This is a genomic window from Corynebacterium uropygiale, from assembly GCF_021568315.1.
Lineage (GTDB): Bacteria > Actinomycetota > Actinomycetes > Mycobacteriales > Mycobacteriaceae > Corynebacterium > Corynebacterium uropygiale.
This window is the reverse complement of record NZ_JAKGSI010000001.1, coordinates 368,084-384,314: the sequence shown is the minus strand read 5'-3', so window position 1 is coordinate 384,314 and position 16,231 is coordinate 368,084. Positions and strand designations below refer to the sequence as shown.

Below are 16,231 nucleotides of genomic sequence, written 5' to 3'. Positions count from 1 at the left end.
GTTACTTCTTCTTTCCGGCGATCGTCTTCTTCGGTCCCTTACGCGTACGAGCGTTGGTCTTGGTGCGCTGACCGCGAACCGGCAGGCCACGACGGTGACGCAGACCCTGGTAAGAACCAATCTCGATCTTGCGACGGATGTCAGCCTGCACCTGGCGGCGGAGGTCACCCTCAACCTTCCAGGAGTTCTCGATGACGTCACGAAGAGCGCTGAGCTGCTCATCGGACAGGTTGTCGGTGCGCAGGTCCGGGGAGATGCCGGTACGCTCCAGAAGTTCGGCAGCTCGGGCAGGCCCGATGCCATAGATGTAAGTCAGGGCGATCTCCATGCGCTTGTTGCGCGGGAGATCAACTCCAGCTAGACGTGCCATGCGGCAGTACCTTTCCGGTTTTGTACGGTGGTTTTCTCCCTGTTCGTCCCCACGACATGGAAGGTGCCCGGTCGGAAGCCGGGGGCCACGCCATGTTCGCGTGGGGCTTCAGCCACCGTGGCCGAAGGTGTGTGAGGTGTGACCGAGCTTGAGGCTCAGGCATCACGCCCAGAGCAGGGAGGCGGAAAATTACTTGTAGCGGTAGACGATGCGGCCGCGCGTGAGGTCATAGGGAGAAAGCTCCACGACCACGCGGTCTTCGGGCAGGATACGGATGTAGTGCTGACGCATCTTCCCACTGATGTGGGCGAGTACCTTGTGCCCGTTGTCCAGCTCGACACGGAACATTGCGTTCGGCAGGGGCTCGACAATGCGGCCCTCAACCTCAATTGCGCCTTCCTTAGCCATATCCTCCGCATTCCCGACGCCCATGACCTGGGCGTCTTGATCTCTACTGCTTCTCGTGGCGGTGCGGCATTCCACACCACCGGGCTAGCTTAGTTACCGACCTGCATAAACGCAAGCCGCCCCTGCCCCTTCCGTGCGGGAAGGAACGGGGGCGGAGAAAAATTCTCGACGCTGAGACCTTAGAAGACGTAGACCACGTCGCCAACATTCAGCGTGTCGAAGTAGTGCACCGCGTCCTGGTGGTTGAGGTGCACGCAGCCAGCCGAGGGAACGTTGACGTCATCCTGGTGGAAGGCCACGCCGCCTGCCGTGAAGTACACGGAGTAAGGCATGGGGGCGTTGTTGAACTCGTAGCTGATCTCATCGCGCACCTTGCGGGTGACGGTGTGGTAGCCCTTCGGGGTCTCGCTGCCCGCGCGACCCGAGGAGATCGGCACCTTGCCGTAGACGATGGTGCCATCCTCCTGCAGCCAGGACTGCTGGGCGCCGAGGTCCACGCAGGCCTTGGCGTCCGCCGGACAGGGGTTGTTCGGGGCGGCCGGAGCGGGGGCCGGCTGGGCGGCGGCACCGCTGCGCTCCTCAATGAGTCCGGGGTAGATGCTGTTCACAGCGCCGTCGATAGCCTGGCGAGCCTGGTCCGAGGATCCGGGCGGAAGGTTTCCAGCCTGCTGCTGGAGGGCGTTGCGGTTGGCCCACACCCAGTCGCGGGACTGCTGGTCGAGCTGACGAGCGATGTCCTGGGGGCTGGGCAGCGCGGGGACGGTGGAGGACAGGTTGGGGGCTTCCGCAGCATGTGCTTGCCCGGGGGCCAGGGCGATACTCGCCGCAACCGCCCCGGAGGAGGCAACAAGGCTCACGCGCTGCTTCGTCCGAGACGGCTTGGCATGACGGGGTTTATAGGACATGTCACGGACTATAACACATGTCCCAGGGTTTATTGCCGTGACACAGACCGCGTGGCGCTAGCGCCCTTCCCCAGGTCGCGGCGTCAAAATCCGGGGGCCCGCGGCGGTGGCCGCCACGGTGTGCTCCCAGTGGGAGGAGGCGCCGCCCTCGAGGGTGACGACGGTCCACCCGTCGTCGAGCTCCTCGTTGTCTCCGCTGCCGATGCAGATCATGGGCTCAATCGCCAGGACCGAGCCCTCGGCGATCCGCGGTCCGCGCCCACCGCGGCCCTCGTTGGGCAGGTAGGGGTCTTCGTGCATCTCCCGCCCGATTCCGTGCCCACCATAGCCGTCGACGATCCCCAGCTCCACGCCGTAGCGGCGCGCGGCCTCCGCGGTGGCCTTCTCGATCGCGTGCGAAATGTCTGTCAGGCGGTTGCCTGGAACCATCTGCGTGATCCCCTGCTCGAGGATCCATGCCGTGGCCTCGTTGAGGGCCTGCACCTCGGGGTCCAGCTCCTCGATGCCGAAGGTGAGCGCGGAGTCCCCCACCCAGCCGTCGAGGGTGGCCCCGCAATCAATGGAGACCAGGTCCCCCTCCCCCAGGATGACGTCCTTCGACGGGATGCCATGCACGATGACGTCATTGACCGAGGCGCAGATGGAGCCGGGGAACCCCTCGTAGCCGAGGAAGGTGGGGGTCGCACCCTCGGCGCGGATGAGTTCCTCTGCGAGAGTGTCGAGCTCCAGCGTGCTCATACCCGGGCGGGCCTGGGCACGCAGCTCGGCGAGGGTGCGGCCGACGACCTCCCCGGCCGCCTGCATGGCGTCGAGCTCTCCCGGGGTGCGCGGCATGATGACGCGGTTCTTGCGGCGAAAAGCCATGAGTTCTCCTTCAGAAAGACAAGGCCCCGGCCACCGTCGCGGGGACAGTGCCGGGGCGCAGGGTCCGGGCTTAGCGGCCCAGGGCCTTGAGGGCCCGTTCGTTGATCTCTTCCACCGTGCCTTCGGCGTCGATGGTGATGATCGCATCGCCATAGTGCTCGATGAGCGGGGCGGTCTCCTCGCGGTAGACGCCGAGGCGGGTGCGGATGGTCTCCTCGTTGTCATCGGCGCGGCCGCGGGCGAGCATGCGCTCGACGACGACGTCCTCGGACACCTGGAAGTTCAGCACTCCGTCGAGACTCTGACCGTGCTTGGCGAGCAGCTCCTCGAGGATGTCCGCCTGCTCGACGGTGCGGGGGAAGCCGTCGAGCAGGAAGCCGTCCTTGGTGTCCTCTTCCGCGAGGCGGGACTCCACCATGCGGGCCGTCACGTCCGTGGGGACGAGCTTGCCGGCGTCGATGTACTGCTTCGCTTCGATGCCCAGCGGGGTGCCCTCGCCGATGTTGGCGCGGAACAGGTCGCCCGTCGAGATGTGCGGGATGCCGAGCTTTTCCGAGAGAAGCGCAGCCTGGGTGCCTTTACCTGCGCCGGGAGGGCCGAGGAGGACAAGTCTCATTTCAGTAATCCTTCGTAGTTGCTTTGGAGGAGCTGGCTTTCAATTTGCTTGACGGTGGTGAGCGCCACGGAGACCATAATGAGGATCGCGGTTCCACCGAAGCCCGTCATGCCCGATGATACGTCGCCGACGCCGAGGTCCAGCGCGATGTTCGGCAGCACCGCGATGATCGCGAGGTACGCCGCGCCGACGAACAGCAGCCGGTTCATGACGAACCCCAGGTACTGGGCCGTGGGCCGGCCGGGGCGAATCCCGGGGATGAAGCCGCCGTACTTCTTCATGTTCTCCGCCTGGTCATTCGGGTCATACTGCACCGAGACGTAGAAGTAGGAGAAGAAGACGATGAGCACGAAGTACAGGACAATGTACTGCCACGAGGAGGGCGTCTGGAGGTACTGGATGACGTTGCGCTGCCACCAGTTATCCGGGTTCCCCACCTTGCCCGACTGCACAATCTGCGTGATGAGCACCGGCATGTAGATGAGGGAGGAGGCGAAGATCACGGGGATCACGCCCGCCTGGTTCACCTTGAGCGGGAGGTAGGTGGAGGTCCCGCCGTACTGGCGGCGCCCCACCATGCGCTTGGCGTACTGGACCGGGATGCGGCGCTGGCCCTGCTCGACGAACACGACGCCCACGACGAGGATGATGATCGCGACGGTCACGGCGGCGAAGACCACTCCGCCGGAGTCGGCGAGGATGCGGGATCCATCGCGCGGGATGCGGGTAGCGATGCCCGCGAAGATGAGCAGAGACATGCCGTTACCGACGCCCTTCTCGGTGATGATCTCACCCAGCCACATGACGAGGATCGCGCCGGAGGTCATGACCACCACGAGCAGGATGAGGTCCCACACCGTGTGGCCCTGGACGAGCACCGGCACGCCCTGGCCCAGCAGCTGCCCCCGGTCCGCGAGAGCCACGATGCCGGCGGACTGCATCGCCGCCAGTGCGAGGGTGAGGTAGCGGGTGTACTGGGTCATCTTCGTCTGACCCGACTGCCCCTCCTTCTTCAGCTCCTCGAACTTGGGGATGACGACGGTGAGGAGCTGCACGATGATCGACGCCGTAATGTACGGCATGATGCCGATGGCGAACACCGAGAGCTGCAGCAAGGCGCCCCCGGAGAACAGGTTGACCATCGTGTAGATCCCCGAATCCTGATCCAGGTCGTGCAGACGCTGGGAGATCATCGCGTAGTCCACGCCGGGCGACGGGATCTGCGCACCAATGCGGTACAGGATAATCAACGCAACGGTGATGAGGATCTTCCTGCGAAGATCCCTATCCCGAAATGCCTGGATTATGGCAGACACTTATCCTCCTGGCCCCCGCGGGAGCGCCCCGCCGTTCCCGGCCAGGCGCGCCACTCCAGAGGCGTCTTCTCGTTGTTCCTGCCCAGCTGAGGGCAGTGGATACAGACTGACCCCGCTATGCTACCAGCTCCGCCCCGGGATCTCTTTCATCGGGCACTCCCCCGCGCCCCGAGGCCCATCGCAATGCTCCGCGACACTCAGGGCGACCTTGCTTGACCTCCCCGGGCGGGCAGCGTGAGCCGGGCTGGATTTCGTGCGCGGGACGTCGTCGAGAATAAAAAACCGGCCCCCACCTCAGTTCAGAGATGGGGGCCGGTGTGATGCTCGCTGTGGAGCGGAAGCGGTGTGTCGCTACTTGCTCTCGGTGACCGAGCCGCCAGCGGCCTCGATCTTCTCCTTGGCGGAGCCGGAGAACTTGTCAGCGGTGACGTTGACCTTCACCGAGATCTCGCCGTTGCCCAGCACCTTGACGGGCTGGTTCTTGCGGACGAGGCCCTTGGCGACGAGGTCAGCCTTGGTGACGTCGCCGCCCTCGGGGAAGGCGCTCGCCAGGTCGTCGACGTTGACAACCTGGAATTCCACACGGTTGGGGTTCTTGAAGCCCTTGAGCTTCGGCAGGCGCATGTGGATCGGCATCTGGCCACCCTCAAACGCTGCCGAGACCTGCTTGCGGGCCTTCGTTCCCTTGGTACCACGGCCGGCGGTCTTACCCTTGGAGGCCTCACCGCGACCCACGCGGGTCTTCGGCTTGTTGGCGCCCTTGGCAGGACGCAGGTCGTGGAGCTTGATCGGTTCGCTCATGGTTTATCTACTCTCCTGCCACTTCTTCGACGGAGACCAGGTGGCGCACCACGTTGATCATGCCGCGCACCTGGGGGGTGTCCGGCAGGACCACGCTGTGGCGGATGCGCTTGAGGCCGAGGCTCCGGAGGTTCTCACGCTGCTTCGGTTTGGTACCGACGGTGCCCTTGAGCTGAGTGATCTTGAGTGCCATGGTTTACGCCTCCTGACCTGCGCGGGCGCGCAGCAGTCGGGCCGGGGCGACCTCTTCGATGGACTTGCCACGACGGGCAGCCACCTCTTCGGGGCGCGCCAGCTGCTTCAGGCCGGCCACGGTCGCGTGGACGACATTGATGGCGTTGTCGGAGCCCAGGGACTTCGAGAGGATGTCCTGGACGCCCGCGCACTCCAGCACGGCACGCACAGCGCCACCGGCGATCACACCGGTACCGGGGGCGGCCGGGCGCATCATGACGATGCCCGCAGAGTCTTCACCCTGGATGGGGTGCGGGATGGTGCCGTTGATGAGCGGGACGCGGAAGAAGTTCTTCCGGGCCTCCTCGGCACCCTTCTGGATAGCAGCCGGAACTTCGCGGGCCTTGCCATAGCCGACGCCCACGAGGCCGTTGCCGTCACCCACGACGACGAGAGCGGAGAAGCTGAAGTTCTTACCACCCTTGACGACCTTCGCGACGCGGTTGATGGTCACCACGCGCTCGATGTACTGGCTGCGCTCGTCCTGCTGGCGGCGGTCGTTGCGGCCGCCGCGACGCTCGTTCTTGTTGTTGTCGGCGGTGCGTCCGCCGTCACGCCGTTCACGTCCCGGCATTACGCGATCCTTCCGTTGAGGTTCTTGTTCATGATGGCCATTTAGAACTCCAGACCACCTTCACGTGCACCGTCGGCCAGTGCAGCGACGCGGCCGTGGTACTTGTACCCACCGCGGTCGAACACGACCTTCTCGATGCCAGCGGCCTTGGCGCGCTCAGCGATGAGCTGACCAACCTTGGCGCCCTTCGCCTTCTTGTCGCCCTCCATGGCGCGGACATCCGCTTCCATGCTGGAGGCAGCGCACAGGGTGTGGCCGGCCAGGTCGTCGATGATCTGGGCGGTCATGTGGCGCGAGCTGCGGTGGACCACGAGACGCGGACGCTCCGGGGTACCACGCAGGGTCTTGCGGATACGGAAGTGACGACGGGCACGAGCCTGGCGACGACGGGTGGAGATGTCCTTACCCACCGGCACGCGCTTCTGGTTCTCAGTGTTGCTCATACTTTACTTACCCGCCTTTCCGACCTTGCGACGGATCTGCTCGCCTTCGTAACGGATGCCCTTACCCTTGTAAGGATCATCCTTCCGCAGCCGACGGATGTTGGCGGCGATCTGGCCGACCTGCTGCTTGTTGATACCGGAGATGGAGAACTTGGTGTTGCCGTCGACGGCAAACTCAATGCCCTCCGGGGCCTCGATCAGGATCGGGTGGCTGTAGCCGAGGGAGAACTCGAGGTTGCTGCCCTTCTTCTGGACACGGTAGCCCACGCCGAAGATTTCCATCTTGATCGTGTAGCCCTCGGTCACGCCAATCACCATGTTGTTGACGAGCGACCGGGAGAGGCCGTGCAGGGAGCGGTTCTTGCGGTGGTCATCCGGACGGGTGACCACAATCTGGTTGTCCTCAACGGCGACGCTGATCGGGGCCGGAACCTCGAGGGAGAGGGTGCCCTTCGGCCCCTTCACCTCGACGAGCTGGCCGTCGACCTTGGTCTCGACGTTGGACGGAATAGCAATCGGATTCTTACCGACACGCGACATTCTGTCTCACTCCTCCTTTACCAGACGTAGGCGAGGACTTCTCCGCCTACACCCTTCTCATTCGCCTGGCGGTCAGTCATGACGCCCTGGGAGGTGGAAATGATCGCGATTCCCAGGCCGCCAAGAACCTGCGGCAGGTTGGTGGACTTGGCGTACACGCGGAGACCCGGCTTGGAAACGCGGCGCAGACCAGAGATGGAGCGCTCGCGCTGCGGGCCGTACTTGAGGTCGATGGACAGGGTCTTGCCGACCTTGGCCTCCTCGACCTTGTAGTCCTTGATGTAGCCTTCGCGCTTGAGGATCTCAGCGATGTGAGCCTTCAGCTTGGAGGACGGCATCGACACGTGCTCGTGGTACGCGTGGTTCGCGTTACGCACGCGCGACAGCATGTCGGCGATGGGGTCAGTCATGGTCATATGTAGTGACCTCGTACCTTTCTCGTTATGGTTCCCCGGCCCACCTGGCGTTTTCCGTGCATTCTCTGGGCCACTTCACGCTCCCCACGCTCAATAACATGGGGCGCTCGCTGCCTCTGATCACACGGTCCGCATCATGGCGGGGGGCCTTTAACAAAGGAGGGATGTTTACGTTCACGGATCGTCGTGGACGCCCCGAAGGGCACACGAGTCCGCCGACCCACATTACCGTCTCTGCCATGTTTCTCAAAATCCCTCCCGCGCCGGTACCTCGACGGGTCTATGGTGGACCCATGACCGAGCCAGACGAACCTGCAGTCCGCACCGCGCGGCGGTGGCTTGCTGACGTCGCCCGGGAGGTTGGCGTTGATCCCACCGTGCTCGACCCCGCCGTCAACGATGTCCTCGACCTCACCAAGGCAGTCGCCCATGGGCCGTCGCGCCCGGCCGCGCCGCTCACGGCGTTCCTCGTCGGGCTGTCGCTGAGCCCCAACTCCCCCGCCGATGACATCCGCGCGCGCCTTATGCGGATCCGTGACCTCGCCGCCACGTGGAAGGACGCCGATGACGAGGCTCACTAAACGCGTCCCCACCCAGCGGTTCTCCCGGCGCCCCTCCGCCGCTCCCGGGGCCGACGACGCCTGGCTGCGCGATCAGCGCGCCGACGAGGTGATCGTCGAGGAGCCCTTGGAGATCCGCTCGAAGGGCCAGGTGCTTGCCACCACCATGCGCACGCCGGGACATGACATCGATCTTGTCCACGGCTACCTCTACACCGAGGGGATCATCCGCTCCGCCGAGGACATCCGCGAGGCCCGCTACTGCCCCGGCGCGGTGGGTCCCGGCGGGACCAATACCTATAACGTCCTCGACCTCGATCTCGCCCGCCGCTCCCCCGTCCCCGTGAACTTCCTGCGCACGAACACCACGACATCCGCCTGCGGGGTCTGCGGATCGAGCAGCATCGAGCAGATCATGGCGCAGCGGGACGGGGAACGCGTGGTTCCCATCCATCCGGCGCCGGATGTTCTGGTGAGCCTGCCCGAGCGCCTTCGCGCCGAGCAGAAGTCCTTCCGCCGCACCGGCGGGGTCCACGCCGCAGGGGTGGCGACGACCGACGGGGAGATTCTCCTCGTTCGCGAGGATGTGGGCCGGCACAACGCGGCCGACAAAGTGGTGGGTGCCCTCCTTCGCGGGGGGCAGCTTCCCGCCTCGGAGCTCCTCTTGGTGATGACCTCGCGCGCCTCCTTCGAGTTGGTCAATAAGGCGCTGAGCGCGGGTTTTTCGGGGCTTGTTGCCATTTCCGCGGCGACGTCCCTGGCCGTGGAGATGGCCCGGACCTCCGGTCTCCTGCTGGCCGGATTCACGCGCGGCGACCGGTTCAATCTCTATGCTGGAGATATAGGATAAGACCTCCATTATCGGAAAGGGTTGAGATCAATGTCCGAGACACTCACCTTCCCCCACCTGGGCCTGGGGACCGTCTACCTCCGCGGCGAGGAGGGCGCCGGCATCGTCGACTCGGCGATCGAGGCGGGCTACCGGCTCATCGACACCGCCTACAACTACGAGAACGAGGGGGCCGTCGGCCTCGGGATCCGTCGGGCGCTGGCCCGCACGGGTGTTGAGCGCGAGGAGATCATCGTGTCCACCAAGCTCGCCGGCCGCTACCACGAGCGCCCCCTGGCGGACCGGGCCATCGAGGAGTCGGCGGCCCGCCTGGGACACGGCGCCATTGATCTTCTCCTCATCCACTGGCCCAACCCCAAGCAGGGCCACTTCACCGAAGCCTGGGCGGCCATGCTCGACGCCCGCGAGCGCGGCCTGGTCAAGCACCTGGGTGTGAGCAACTTCCTCCCCGAGCACATCGAGGAGCTGCACTCGGTGAGCGCCGAGCTTCCCGAGGTCAACCAGCTGGAGATCCACCCCATGTTCCCCCAGGATGAGGCGGTCGCTTGGCACCAGGATCACGGGATTGCCGTCGAGTCGTGGAGCCCGCTCGGCCGGGGCGAGCTGCTCAACCACCCGACGCTCCGCGCCCTTGCCGAGGAGCACCACACCGGCGTGGCGGAGCTCATCCTCGCCTGGCACCACACCCGCGGGCTCATCCCGCTCCCGCGGACCTCCCACCCGGAGCGCCTCCGCGACAACTTCGAGGCTGCGCGCGTCACACTCGACGACACGACGGTGGCCACCATCTCCGGGATCTCGGAGGGGCACCCGCACCGGCTGTGGGACCAGGACCCCGCCGAGTACGAGGAGTTCTAAACCCCGGGCCTGGGCCGCGGTCCACCGCCTCCCGGCCCGCCCCGACTAGTCCCGGTAGGCCGCCGGGCCCCGGTTGAGCCAGGCGTAGACTCCTCCGATGAGGAGCCCTCCTCCGACGAAGTTGCCGAGGAAGACAAGGACCCAGTTGAGCAGGACAGCGCCTAGGGTCATGTGCGGCGGCAGCTCGGCGCCGGCGAAGAACGTCAGGCTCATGAGCGAGAAGTTCGCGATGACGTGCTCGAGCCCCAGCATGACGAAGATGGCGATGATGGGGACGATGACGAAGAACTTGGAGACCAGCTCCTTGGCGAACATCGCCCCCACGATCCCCATGTTGACCACGAAGTTCGCCATCATTGCCTCAACAAAGAGCTGGACGGGGGTCTTTGCCAGTTTGCCCTCGCTCAGTGTGGCGATGAGATGCTGCGGGTCCATGCCGCCGAGCTTGGCTGAGACCCCCATGCCTGCAGCAATAATGACGGCGCCCACGAGATTAAGCACGGTCGTCACCACAACCACCCCCACCGCGCGACCCCAGCTCACGTCCTTCTGTACCGCCCCGTAGCTGAAGAACATCATGTCCCCTGTGGCAAGCTCGGCACCCAAGATGATGATGCTGAAGAGCCCCAGGCCAAAGAGCAGGGAGAACACAATGGGCCCAAGCCCGGGGGCGAGCCCATTCACCGCCTGCCCGGCCACCCCAGCGCAGGCGGTGCCGAGGGTGAGGTACGCCCCGGCGAGGATGGCCCGCACGCTATAGCGCGGGAGGTCCTCCCGGAAGAGGGTGTCTTTCTTCGTGACGGCGGCCGCCACGGCCTCGGTGAGACTCATGAGAACTCCTTAGTGCATTGACGCGTTGGGCTCATCTTAATCTCAGGGCCGGACATGACCGCCTCGCGCGTGCAGGACTCCCCATCCGCACTGCTCAGAACGCATAAACCCCGCTGCTCTTCGCTGGGAAGAGGAGCGGGGTGGATGCTGCATTCACCGCGAGGGGTGAACCGCCTTAGTCGTTCTTCTTGAAGGGGAAGCCGAGCTGGCGGAGAAGGAAGCGGCCTTCCTCGTCGTTGGTCGCGGTGGTGACAACGGTGATGTCCATACCGCGCGGACGATCAACCTTGTCCACGTCGATCTCGTAGAACATGGTCTGCTCGGTGAGACCGAAGGTGTAGTTGCCGTGACCATCGAACTGCTGGTCAGACAGGCCGCGGAAGTCGCGGATACGCGGGAGAGCGACGGTCAGCAGACGGTCGAGGAACTCCCACATGCGGTCGCCGCGGAGGGTGACCTTCGCGCCGATCGGCATGCCCTCGCGGAGCTTGAAGTTCGCGATGGACTTGCGAGCGCGACGCAGCTGCGGCTTCTGGCCTGTGATGAGGGCCAGGTCGTTCATCGCACCGTTGATGAGCTTGGAGTCGCGAGCAGCGTCGCCGACACCCATGTTGACCACGATCTTGGTCAGGCCGGGGATCTGCATGACGTTCTCGTACTTGAACTCGTCCTGGAGCTTGGTACGAATCTCGTCGCGGTAGGTGGTCTTCAGACGGGGGGTGTAATTCTCAGCCATTCTTAGATGTCCTTCCCGTTGCGACGCGAGATGCGAACCTTGCGGCCGTTCTCATCGAAGCGGTAGCCGACGCGGGTCGGGTTACCGTCGGAGTCGAGAACCATCACCTTGGACACGTGGATGGGGGCCTCCTGGGTCACGATGCCGCCGGACTCAGCACCACGCTCGGGAGCGGAGTTCGCGACGTGCTTCTTGACGCGGTTCACACCCTCAACCAGAACCTTCTCGGTCTTCGGGAAAGCCTGAATAACCTTGCCCTTGACGCCCTTGTCCCGGCCAGAGATCACGAGAACCATATCGCCCTTGTGAATCTTCATTAGATCACCTCCGGAGCGAGAGAAACGATCTTCATGAACTTCTTCTCGCGCAGCTCGCGAGCGACCGGCCCGAAGATGCGGGTGCCGCGAGGCTCGTTGTCGTTACGGATGATGACGGCGGCGTTCTCATCGAACGCGATGTAGGAGCCGTCGGGACGACGGGTTTCCTTCTTCGCGCGGACGATCACAGCCTTGACGATGTCGCCAGCCTTCACGCTTCCGCCGGGGGTTGCATGCTTAACAGTGGCCACGATGGTGTCGCCAATGCCAGCAAAGCGCCGGGTGGAGCCACCGAGGACACGGATGCACAGGATTTCCCGGGCACCGGTGTTGTCGGCGACCTTCAGGCGCGATTCTTGCTGAATCACTGAGAGTCTCCTTTTCGACCTGGATGACAGTTGTGCGCGGAATTACCGACCCTCACGCACGCGGTCGGGATTATGCGCGACTCGCAGGGGTCAACACCCCCACAAGCAACCCGAGCATTATCACACATGGCCCCCGATCGGCGCAAATGACGCCGCCGCATCCGCGCTCCGCCCCCGCCTCCCCCCACATATATTGCGCCCACCTTAGTGTTTGATTATGCTCAATCACGAAATATCATAAGCATTAAGGAAGTCACATGAGTGATCCAACGCTGGAGGTTCGCGACCTCCACTGTGAGCTGGGCTCTCGCTCCTCGCGCGCTCACATTCTCCGCGGGGTGAACCTCAACATCGAGGCCGGCAGCATCGTCGCGGTGCTCGGTGCCAACGGTGCCGGAAAGACCACGCTCGTCAATGTCCTCTCCACGCTCCTCCCCTTCACGAAGGGTTCGGTGCGCATTGATGGCCATGACCTCGCCACAGATCCCGCCGGAATTCGGCAGTCCATCGCGCTCACCGGGCAATACGCTGCCGTCGACCCCATCCTCACGGGAAGGGAAAACCTCCGGTACTTCGGTCTGCTCTCCGGGCTCACGCGGGCAGAGGCCGCTGAGCGCGCCGCGGAGCTGCTGAGCCAGTTCGGCCTCGAGGGCGCGGCAGACCGTCGCGTGAGCGACTACTCGGGGGGCATGCGCCGCCGGCTGGATATCGCAGTCTCCCTCATGGTGCCGCCCTCGCTGCTCTTCCTTGACGAGCCCACCACGGGCCTCGATCCCGCGAGCCGCGCCGATGTCTGGGCCATGATCAAGGACCTGAGCCACAGCGGCACGGCGATCCTCCTCACCACCCAATACCTCGAGGAGGCCGATGCGCTCGCGGATCGCATCGCGGTGCTGGCGGAGGGCGTCGTCATCGACGAGGGCACACCCCAGGAGCTCAAGGGCCGCTACGGCACACCGCTGTGCACCGTCACCTTCCGCGAGGACGCCGACGCCGATACCTTCCGCCGCACCATCACCGCGGAGGGCTATGAGCTCGCGGACGAGGCACAGGCTGGCCCCGCCCCGCGCGTCATCGCCCCCAATGGCTACCGCGACATGGTGCACATTCTCAGCCTGTGGAACGGCTCGGAGGACGCCATTATCGACGCCGCCATGACCCCACCCAGCCTCGATGACGTCTACATGGCCGTCGCCGACTCGGGGGATGTCGCCCAGAAAGCCTCGGGGGAGAAGCCATGAGCGTGACCCTCGATAGGCCGGCGCAGGGCCACCGTCGGCGGGCCCGCGGCGGGGCGGCGCTCTCCGCGCTGTGGCGTCGCGACGTGGCGCACACCCTGCGCAACCAATCCGTCATGATCTCGGCGCTCTTCATCCCCTCGGTGTTCTTCCTCGCCTTCTACGCGAGTTTCTCCCAGTCCGCCGAGGCCTTCATGGACAGCTACGCGGACTACCTGCTTCCCGCGGGCGTCATGCAGGCGATCATCTTTGCCGCGGGCGGATCGACGCTCGCGGTGTCCCAGGATGCCGAGGACGGCTTCCATCAGCGGCTGCTCAGCTTACCGTCGCCGACCTGGCTCATCGTGGCCGGCCGCATGCTGGCGGACATCACGCGAACACTATGGTCGGGGACGCTGGTCCTCGTCGTCGCGATGCTCTGCGGGGCGCGCTTCCACGGGGGGCCGCTGTGGACGCTGGCCTTCTTCCTTGGCGCAATCCTCATCTCCCTTGCGCTGTGCGCGGGCTGCGATGGGCTCTGCCTCTTGGCAAAGAACCCCGTCTCCGCATCCTTTACCTTCCAGGGTCTGACCATCGCGATCCTCATGCTCTCCACCGCCTTCGTGCCGGCGAGCGCCCTTCCCTCCTGGGTCCGCGACGTCATCGCCCACCTGCCGATCTCCGTCCTGCTCGACACGCTCCGCGGCCTCATGGCCGGGCACCTGGGCGCCGAGAATCATCCCTGGGAAGCGCTCGCCTGGCTCATCGTGCTCCTGGTATGCGGGTTCTGGGGTTTCAGCTTTGCTTTGAAGCGAGGTCACCGTGTCTAACTCTGTCCTGGCCTACACGTTCGCGACGACCCGTCGCCTCATCATCCGCTTCTTCCGGACCATGTCGAACGTGACAAACACGTTCCTCGTCCCCTCGATCATGTTCCTCATCATGAGGATCCTCTTCGGGGACTTCATCCGCACCGCCCAAGGCACGGAGGCCCTCAACCTCATTCCGCTGTGCACCCTCATGGTGCTCGGGGCGCAATGGATGAGCTTCTCCTATGCCGCCGCCGAGTCCATCCGGGACCGGACGTCGGGACTGAGCGGCCGCGTCGCCTCCCTCCCCTCCGGTCCGCTGCCCCTCTTCCTCGGCGAATTCCTCTACTACGTGCTCCGCAGCGTCGCAGCGGGGCTCACCGTGTGGATCGTCGGGATGATCTGCGGGATGCGCATGGAGAGGCCCGGCACGGTGGTGGGCTTCCTCCTCCTCATCCTCATCGGTTCGCTGTGCACGGCCACGCTCTCCGCTCTGGTCTCGCAGCTCACCGACACCCCCGAGTCCCTCATGGCGCTGACACCCCTCCTCATGTGCGTGCTCTTCCTCTCAGGAGGCCTGGTCTCCGCGGAGGCCTACGTCTCCGCCGTCCGTCCCTTCGTCCGCAACAACCCGGTCACCCACGTTGTCGTCATGCTCATCTCGCTCAACGACGGCGCTCCCGAACGGGTGGGACTCTGCCTCCTCTGGGCGCTGGGGATCATCCTCGTCCTGGGCTCGCTGGCGCTGCTCAGCTTCCGTCGTCGATGGCAGCATGGTCGACGCCCCTCCCACTCTTAAGAGAACTCCGAATTCTTCCCAACAGGAACATTTGAAAACAATTATCATCTGTGGTCTTCTTAAGAGTATGTCCAAGTTCCTGCTGCGCACCGGCATGATTGCCGCTTCTGCTGTCCTCCTCGCCTCTTGCACCAGCCAGGGCGGGGAGGCCCCCAGTTCCTCCGCCGAATCCTCCGCGAGCACCGCCGCCGAGGCCGCCCAGGTGACCCCCAACGTCACCGCTCCCTCGGAAGCCGCCAAGCTTCCCGAGGTTCGCCACCAGACCCCGCGTATCGCCCTCTCCTATGATGGCGGCGTCATGGTTCTCGACGCTGGCGACCTGGACAAGGGCAAGGCCCCCGAGGTAGTCAAGGACCTCGAGAAGGACGGCTACCTCCGCCTCAACGATGCGGGCGACGGCCGCCACGTCTTCGTCTCGACGGGCAATGCCTTCGAGGTGCTGGACATCGGCTCCTACCACGTCCCCCACGGCGATCACTCCCACTACTACGCGGGTGATCCCTCCTTCACCGGCTTCTCCGCGGAGGCCGCCAAGCCCGGCCACGTCACCACCGATGGTGAAAAGACCGTGCTCTTCGACGACGAGAACGGCACCGTCACCACCATCAACCTCGAGGACTTCTCCGTCGAGGACGCCTTTAAGGTGCCCACCCCGCACCACGGCGTCGCCCACCTCAACCACGATGGCACCTACATGGTCACCGTCTCTGACCAGGAGGGCAAGCGTCTGGGCGTGGCCCAGGTGAAGGCCGATGGCACCGAGATCAAGCGCTTCGAGCAGTGCCCCGGCGTCCACGGCGCGAAGGAAGCCGCTGATGGCGCCGTCTTCGTGGGCTGCACGGATGGCGGCCTCATCTACAAGGATGGCGAGGTCACCAAGGTGAAGGCCGAGGACGCCTACGCGCGCATCGGCAACCAGGCGGGCACCACGGAGTCCCCGTACGTCCTCGGTGACTACAAGACCGACAAGAAGGCCGCCGACGAGGAGAAGCTCGAGCGCCCCGAGAAGGTCTCCGTCACCGACACCCGCACGGGCAAGCTCACCGTCGTGGACCTGGGCACCTCCTACACCTTCCGCTCTCTTGGCGTGAATAAGGACGGCCTGGGCGTGGTCCTCGGCACCGACGGCAACCTCCACCTCATTGACCTGGAGAAGGGCGCCGTCACCAAGACGATCAACGTCATCAGCCCGTGGGAAGAGTCCGAGACCTGGCAGGATCCGCGCCCGGCGCTCTCCGTCCAGGGTCACATTGCCTACGTCACGGACCCGTCGACCAACACCCTCCACGTCATCGACCTCAACGGGGAGAAGGAAGCCCTCAAGGTGGAGCTTCCCCACACCCCCGACGAGATCGTGAGCACAGAAGGCTAAAGCGGACGTCCCGCCCTCCCCCACCCC

Annotated in this window: 23 protein-coding genes; 7 read left to right on the top strand and 16 right to left on the bottom strand. The window is 64.9% G+C overall.

Annotated elements, in window-relative coordinates:
* Position 1: 1 nt before the first annotated feature.
* The 12 genes from rpsM to rpsH all read right to left on the bottom strand — a co-directional run bounded on the left by rpsM (position 2) and on the right by rpsH (position 7,487).
* Positions 2–370 carry a 30S ribosomal protein S13 gene (rpsM, locus tag L1O03_RS01920; protein WP_236117721.1) on the bottom strand — a complete coding sequence of 123 codons (369 nt, stop codon included), beginning with the start codon at positions 368–370 and terminating at the stop codon, positions 2–4.
* Positions 371–559: 189 nt separating this feature from the next.
* A complete protein-coding gene (gene infA, locus L1O03_RS01915) occupies positions 560–778 on the bottom strand; it encodes a translation initiation factor IF-1 (RefSeq protein WP_003854422.1) in 219 nt (72 codons plus the stop codon).
* Between the two features lie 179 nt (positions 779–957).
* On the bottom strand, positions 958–1,683 hold the full coding sequence (locus L1O03_RS01910; RefSeq protein ID WP_236117720.1) for a L,D-transpeptidase: 726 nt from the start codon (positions 1,681–1,683) through the stop codon (positions 958–960).
* Positions 1,684–1,740: 57 nt separating this feature from the next.
* On the bottom strand, positions 1,741–2,547 hold the full coding sequence (gene map / locus L1O03_RS01905) for a type I methionyl aminopeptidase (protein WP_236117719.1): 807 nt from the start codon (positions 2,545–2,547) through the stop codon (positions 1,741–1,743).
* Positions 2,548–2,617: 70 nt separating this feature from the next.
* Positions 2,618–3,163, bottom strand: a complete 546-nt coding sequence (locus L1O03_RS01900) for an adenylate kinase (protein WP_236117718.1) — start codon at positions 3,161–3,163, stop codon at positions 2,618–2,620.
* Positions 3,160–4,479 (bottom strand): preprotein translocase subunit SecY, encoded by a 1,320-nt coding sequence (gene secY / locus L1O03_RS01895; RefSeq protein ID WP_236117717.1) that lies wholly within the window; start codon positions 4,477–4,479, stop codon positions 3,160–3,162. Before secY ends, L1O03_RS01900 begins: the two co-directional genes overlap by 4 nt.
* Positions 4,480–4,830: 351 nt before the next feature.
* Complete coding sequence (rplO, locus tag L1O03_RS01890; protein ID WP_236117716.1) at positions 4,831–5,280, bottom strand: 50S ribosomal protein L15; 450 nt, start codon at positions 5,278–5,280, stop codon at positions 4,831–4,833.
* A gap of 7 nt (positions 5,281–5,287) precedes the next feature.
* The gene (gene rpmD / locus L1O03_RS01885; protein ID WP_236117715.1) at positions 5,288–5,473 is read right to left on the bottom strand and encodes a 50S ribosomal protein L30; all 186 of its coding nucleotides are present in this window, start codon (positions 5,471–5,473) and stop codon (positions 5,288–5,290) included.
* A 3-nt stretch (positions 5,474–5,476) separates the two neighbouring features.
* Positions 5,477–6,088 carry a 30S ribosomal protein S5 gene (gene rpsE / locus L1O03_RS01880; RefSeq protein ID WP_236117714.1) on the bottom strand — a complete coding sequence of 204 codons (612 nt, stop codon included), beginning with the start codon at positions 6,086–6,088 and terminating at the stop codon, positions 5,477–5,479.
* A 41-nt stretch (positions 6,089–6,129) separates the two neighbouring features.
* The gene (rplR, locus tag L1O03_RS01875) at positions 6,130–6,531 is read right to left on the bottom strand and encodes a 50S ribosomal protein L18 (RefSeq protein ID WP_236117713.1); all 402 of its coding nucleotides are present in this window, start codon (positions 6,529–6,531) and stop codon (positions 6,130–6,132) included.
* A 3-nt stretch (positions 6,532–6,534) separates the two neighbouring features.
* Positions 6,535–7,071 (bottom strand): 50S ribosomal protein L6, encoded by a 537-nt coding sequence (rplF, locus tag L1O03_RS01870; RefSeq protein ID WP_236117712.1) that lies wholly within the window; start codon positions 7,069–7,071, stop codon positions 6,535–6,537.
* 17 nt (positions 7,072–7,088) lie between these two features.
* On the bottom strand, positions 7,089–7,487 hold the full coding sequence (gene rpsH / locus L1O03_RS01865; RefSeq protein WP_236117711.1) for a 30S ribosomal protein S8: 399 nt from the start codon (positions 7,485–7,487) through the stop codon (positions 7,089–7,091).
* A 293-nt stretch (positions 7,488–7,780) separates the two neighbouring features.
* Between rpsH and L1O03_RS01860 the strand changes: the two genes are divergently transcribed.
* The 3 genes from L1O03_RS01860 to L1O03_RS01850 are packed head-to-tail and all read left to right on the top strand — an operon-like array spanning position 7,781 to position 9,755.
* On the top strand, positions 7,781–8,068 hold the full coding sequence (locus L1O03_RS01860; RefSeq protein WP_236117710.1) for a DUF6457 domain-containing protein: 288 nt from the start codon (positions 7,781–7,783) through the stop codon (positions 8,066–8,068).
* On the top strand, positions 8,052–8,897 hold the full coding sequence (gene fdhD, locus L1O03_RS01855; RefSeq protein WP_236117709.1) for a formate dehydrogenase accessory sulfurtransferase FdhD: 846 nt from the start codon (positions 8,052–8,054) through the stop codon (positions 8,895–8,897). The genes L1O03_RS01860 and fdhD overlap by 17 nt, the downstream gene beginning before the upstream one ends.
* A 30-nt stretch (positions 8,898–8,927) precedes the next feature.
* Positions 8,928–9,755 carry an aldo/keto reductase gene (locus L1O03_RS01850; RefSeq protein WP_236117708.1) on the top strand — a complete coding sequence of 276 codons (828 nt, stop codon included), beginning with the start codon at positions 8,928–8,930 and terminating at the stop codon, positions 9,753–9,755.
* A gap of 45 nt (positions 9,756–9,800) precedes the next feature.
* Here the strand turns inward: L1O03_RS01850 and L1O03_RS01845 are convergent, their stop codons facing one another.
* From L1O03_RS01845 to rplN, 4 genes are all read right to left on the bottom strand, one after another.
* On the bottom strand, positions 9,801–10,586 hold the full coding sequence (locus tag L1O03_RS01845; protein WP_236117707.1) for a formate/nitrite transporter family protein: 786 nt from the start codon (positions 10,584–10,586) through the stop codon (positions 9,801–9,803).
* 175 nt (positions 10,587–10,761) lie between these two features.
* Positions 10,762–11,322: a 50S ribosomal protein L5 gene (gene rplE / locus L1O03_RS01840; protein ID WP_236117706.1), complete on the bottom strand. Its 561-nt coding sequence runs from the start codon at positions 11,320–11,322 to the stop codon at positions 10,762–10,764.
* 2 nt (positions 11,323–11,324) lie between these two features.
* Positions 11,325–11,639 carry a 50S ribosomal protein L24 gene (rplX, locus tag L1O03_RS01835; RefSeq protein ID WP_236117705.1) on the bottom strand — a complete coding sequence of 105 codons (315 nt, stop codon included), beginning with the start codon at positions 11,637–11,639 and terminating at the stop codon, positions 11,325–11,327.
* Positions 11,639–12,007 (bottom strand): 50S ribosomal protein L14, encoded by a 369-nt coding sequence (gene rplN, locus L1O03_RS01830; protein WP_236117704.1) that lies wholly within the window; start codon positions 12,005–12,007, stop codon positions 11,639–11,641. The genes rplX and rplN overlap by 1 nt, the downstream gene beginning before the upstream one ends.
* Positions 12,008–12,264: 257 nt before the next feature.
* Here rplN and L1O03_RS01825 point away from each other — a divergent pair, with 257 nt between their 5' ends.
* From L1O03_RS01825 to L1O03_RS01810, 4 genes are all read left to right on the top strand, one after another.
* Positions 12,265–13,248: an ATP-binding cassette domain-containing protein gene (locus L1O03_RS01825; protein ID WP_236117703.1), complete on the top strand. Its 984-nt coding sequence runs from the start codon at positions 12,265–12,267 to the stop codon at positions 13,246–13,248.
* Entirely contained in the window at positions 13,245–14,054 is an 810-nt protein-coding gene (locus L1O03_RS01820; RefSeq protein ID WP_236117702.1) for an ABC transporter permease, read from the top strand. The genes L1O03_RS01825 and L1O03_RS01820 overlap by 4 nt, the downstream gene beginning before the upstream one ends.
* Positions 14,047–14,832 (top strand): ABC transporter permease, encoded by a 786-nt coding sequence (locus tag L1O03_RS01815; RefSeq protein ID WP_236117701.1) that lies wholly within the window; start codon positions 14,047–14,049, stop codon positions 14,830–14,832. The genes L1O03_RS01820 and L1O03_RS01815 overlap by 8 nt, the downstream gene beginning before the upstream one ends.
* Before the next feature lie 67 nt (positions 14,833–14,899).
* Positions 14,900–16,204: a hypothetical protein gene (locus L1O03_RS01810; RefSeq protein WP_236117700.1), complete on the top strand. Its 1,305-nt coding sequence runs from the start codon at positions 14,900–14,902 to the stop codon at positions 16,202–16,204.
* Positions 16,205–16,231 lie beyond the last annotated feature (27 nt).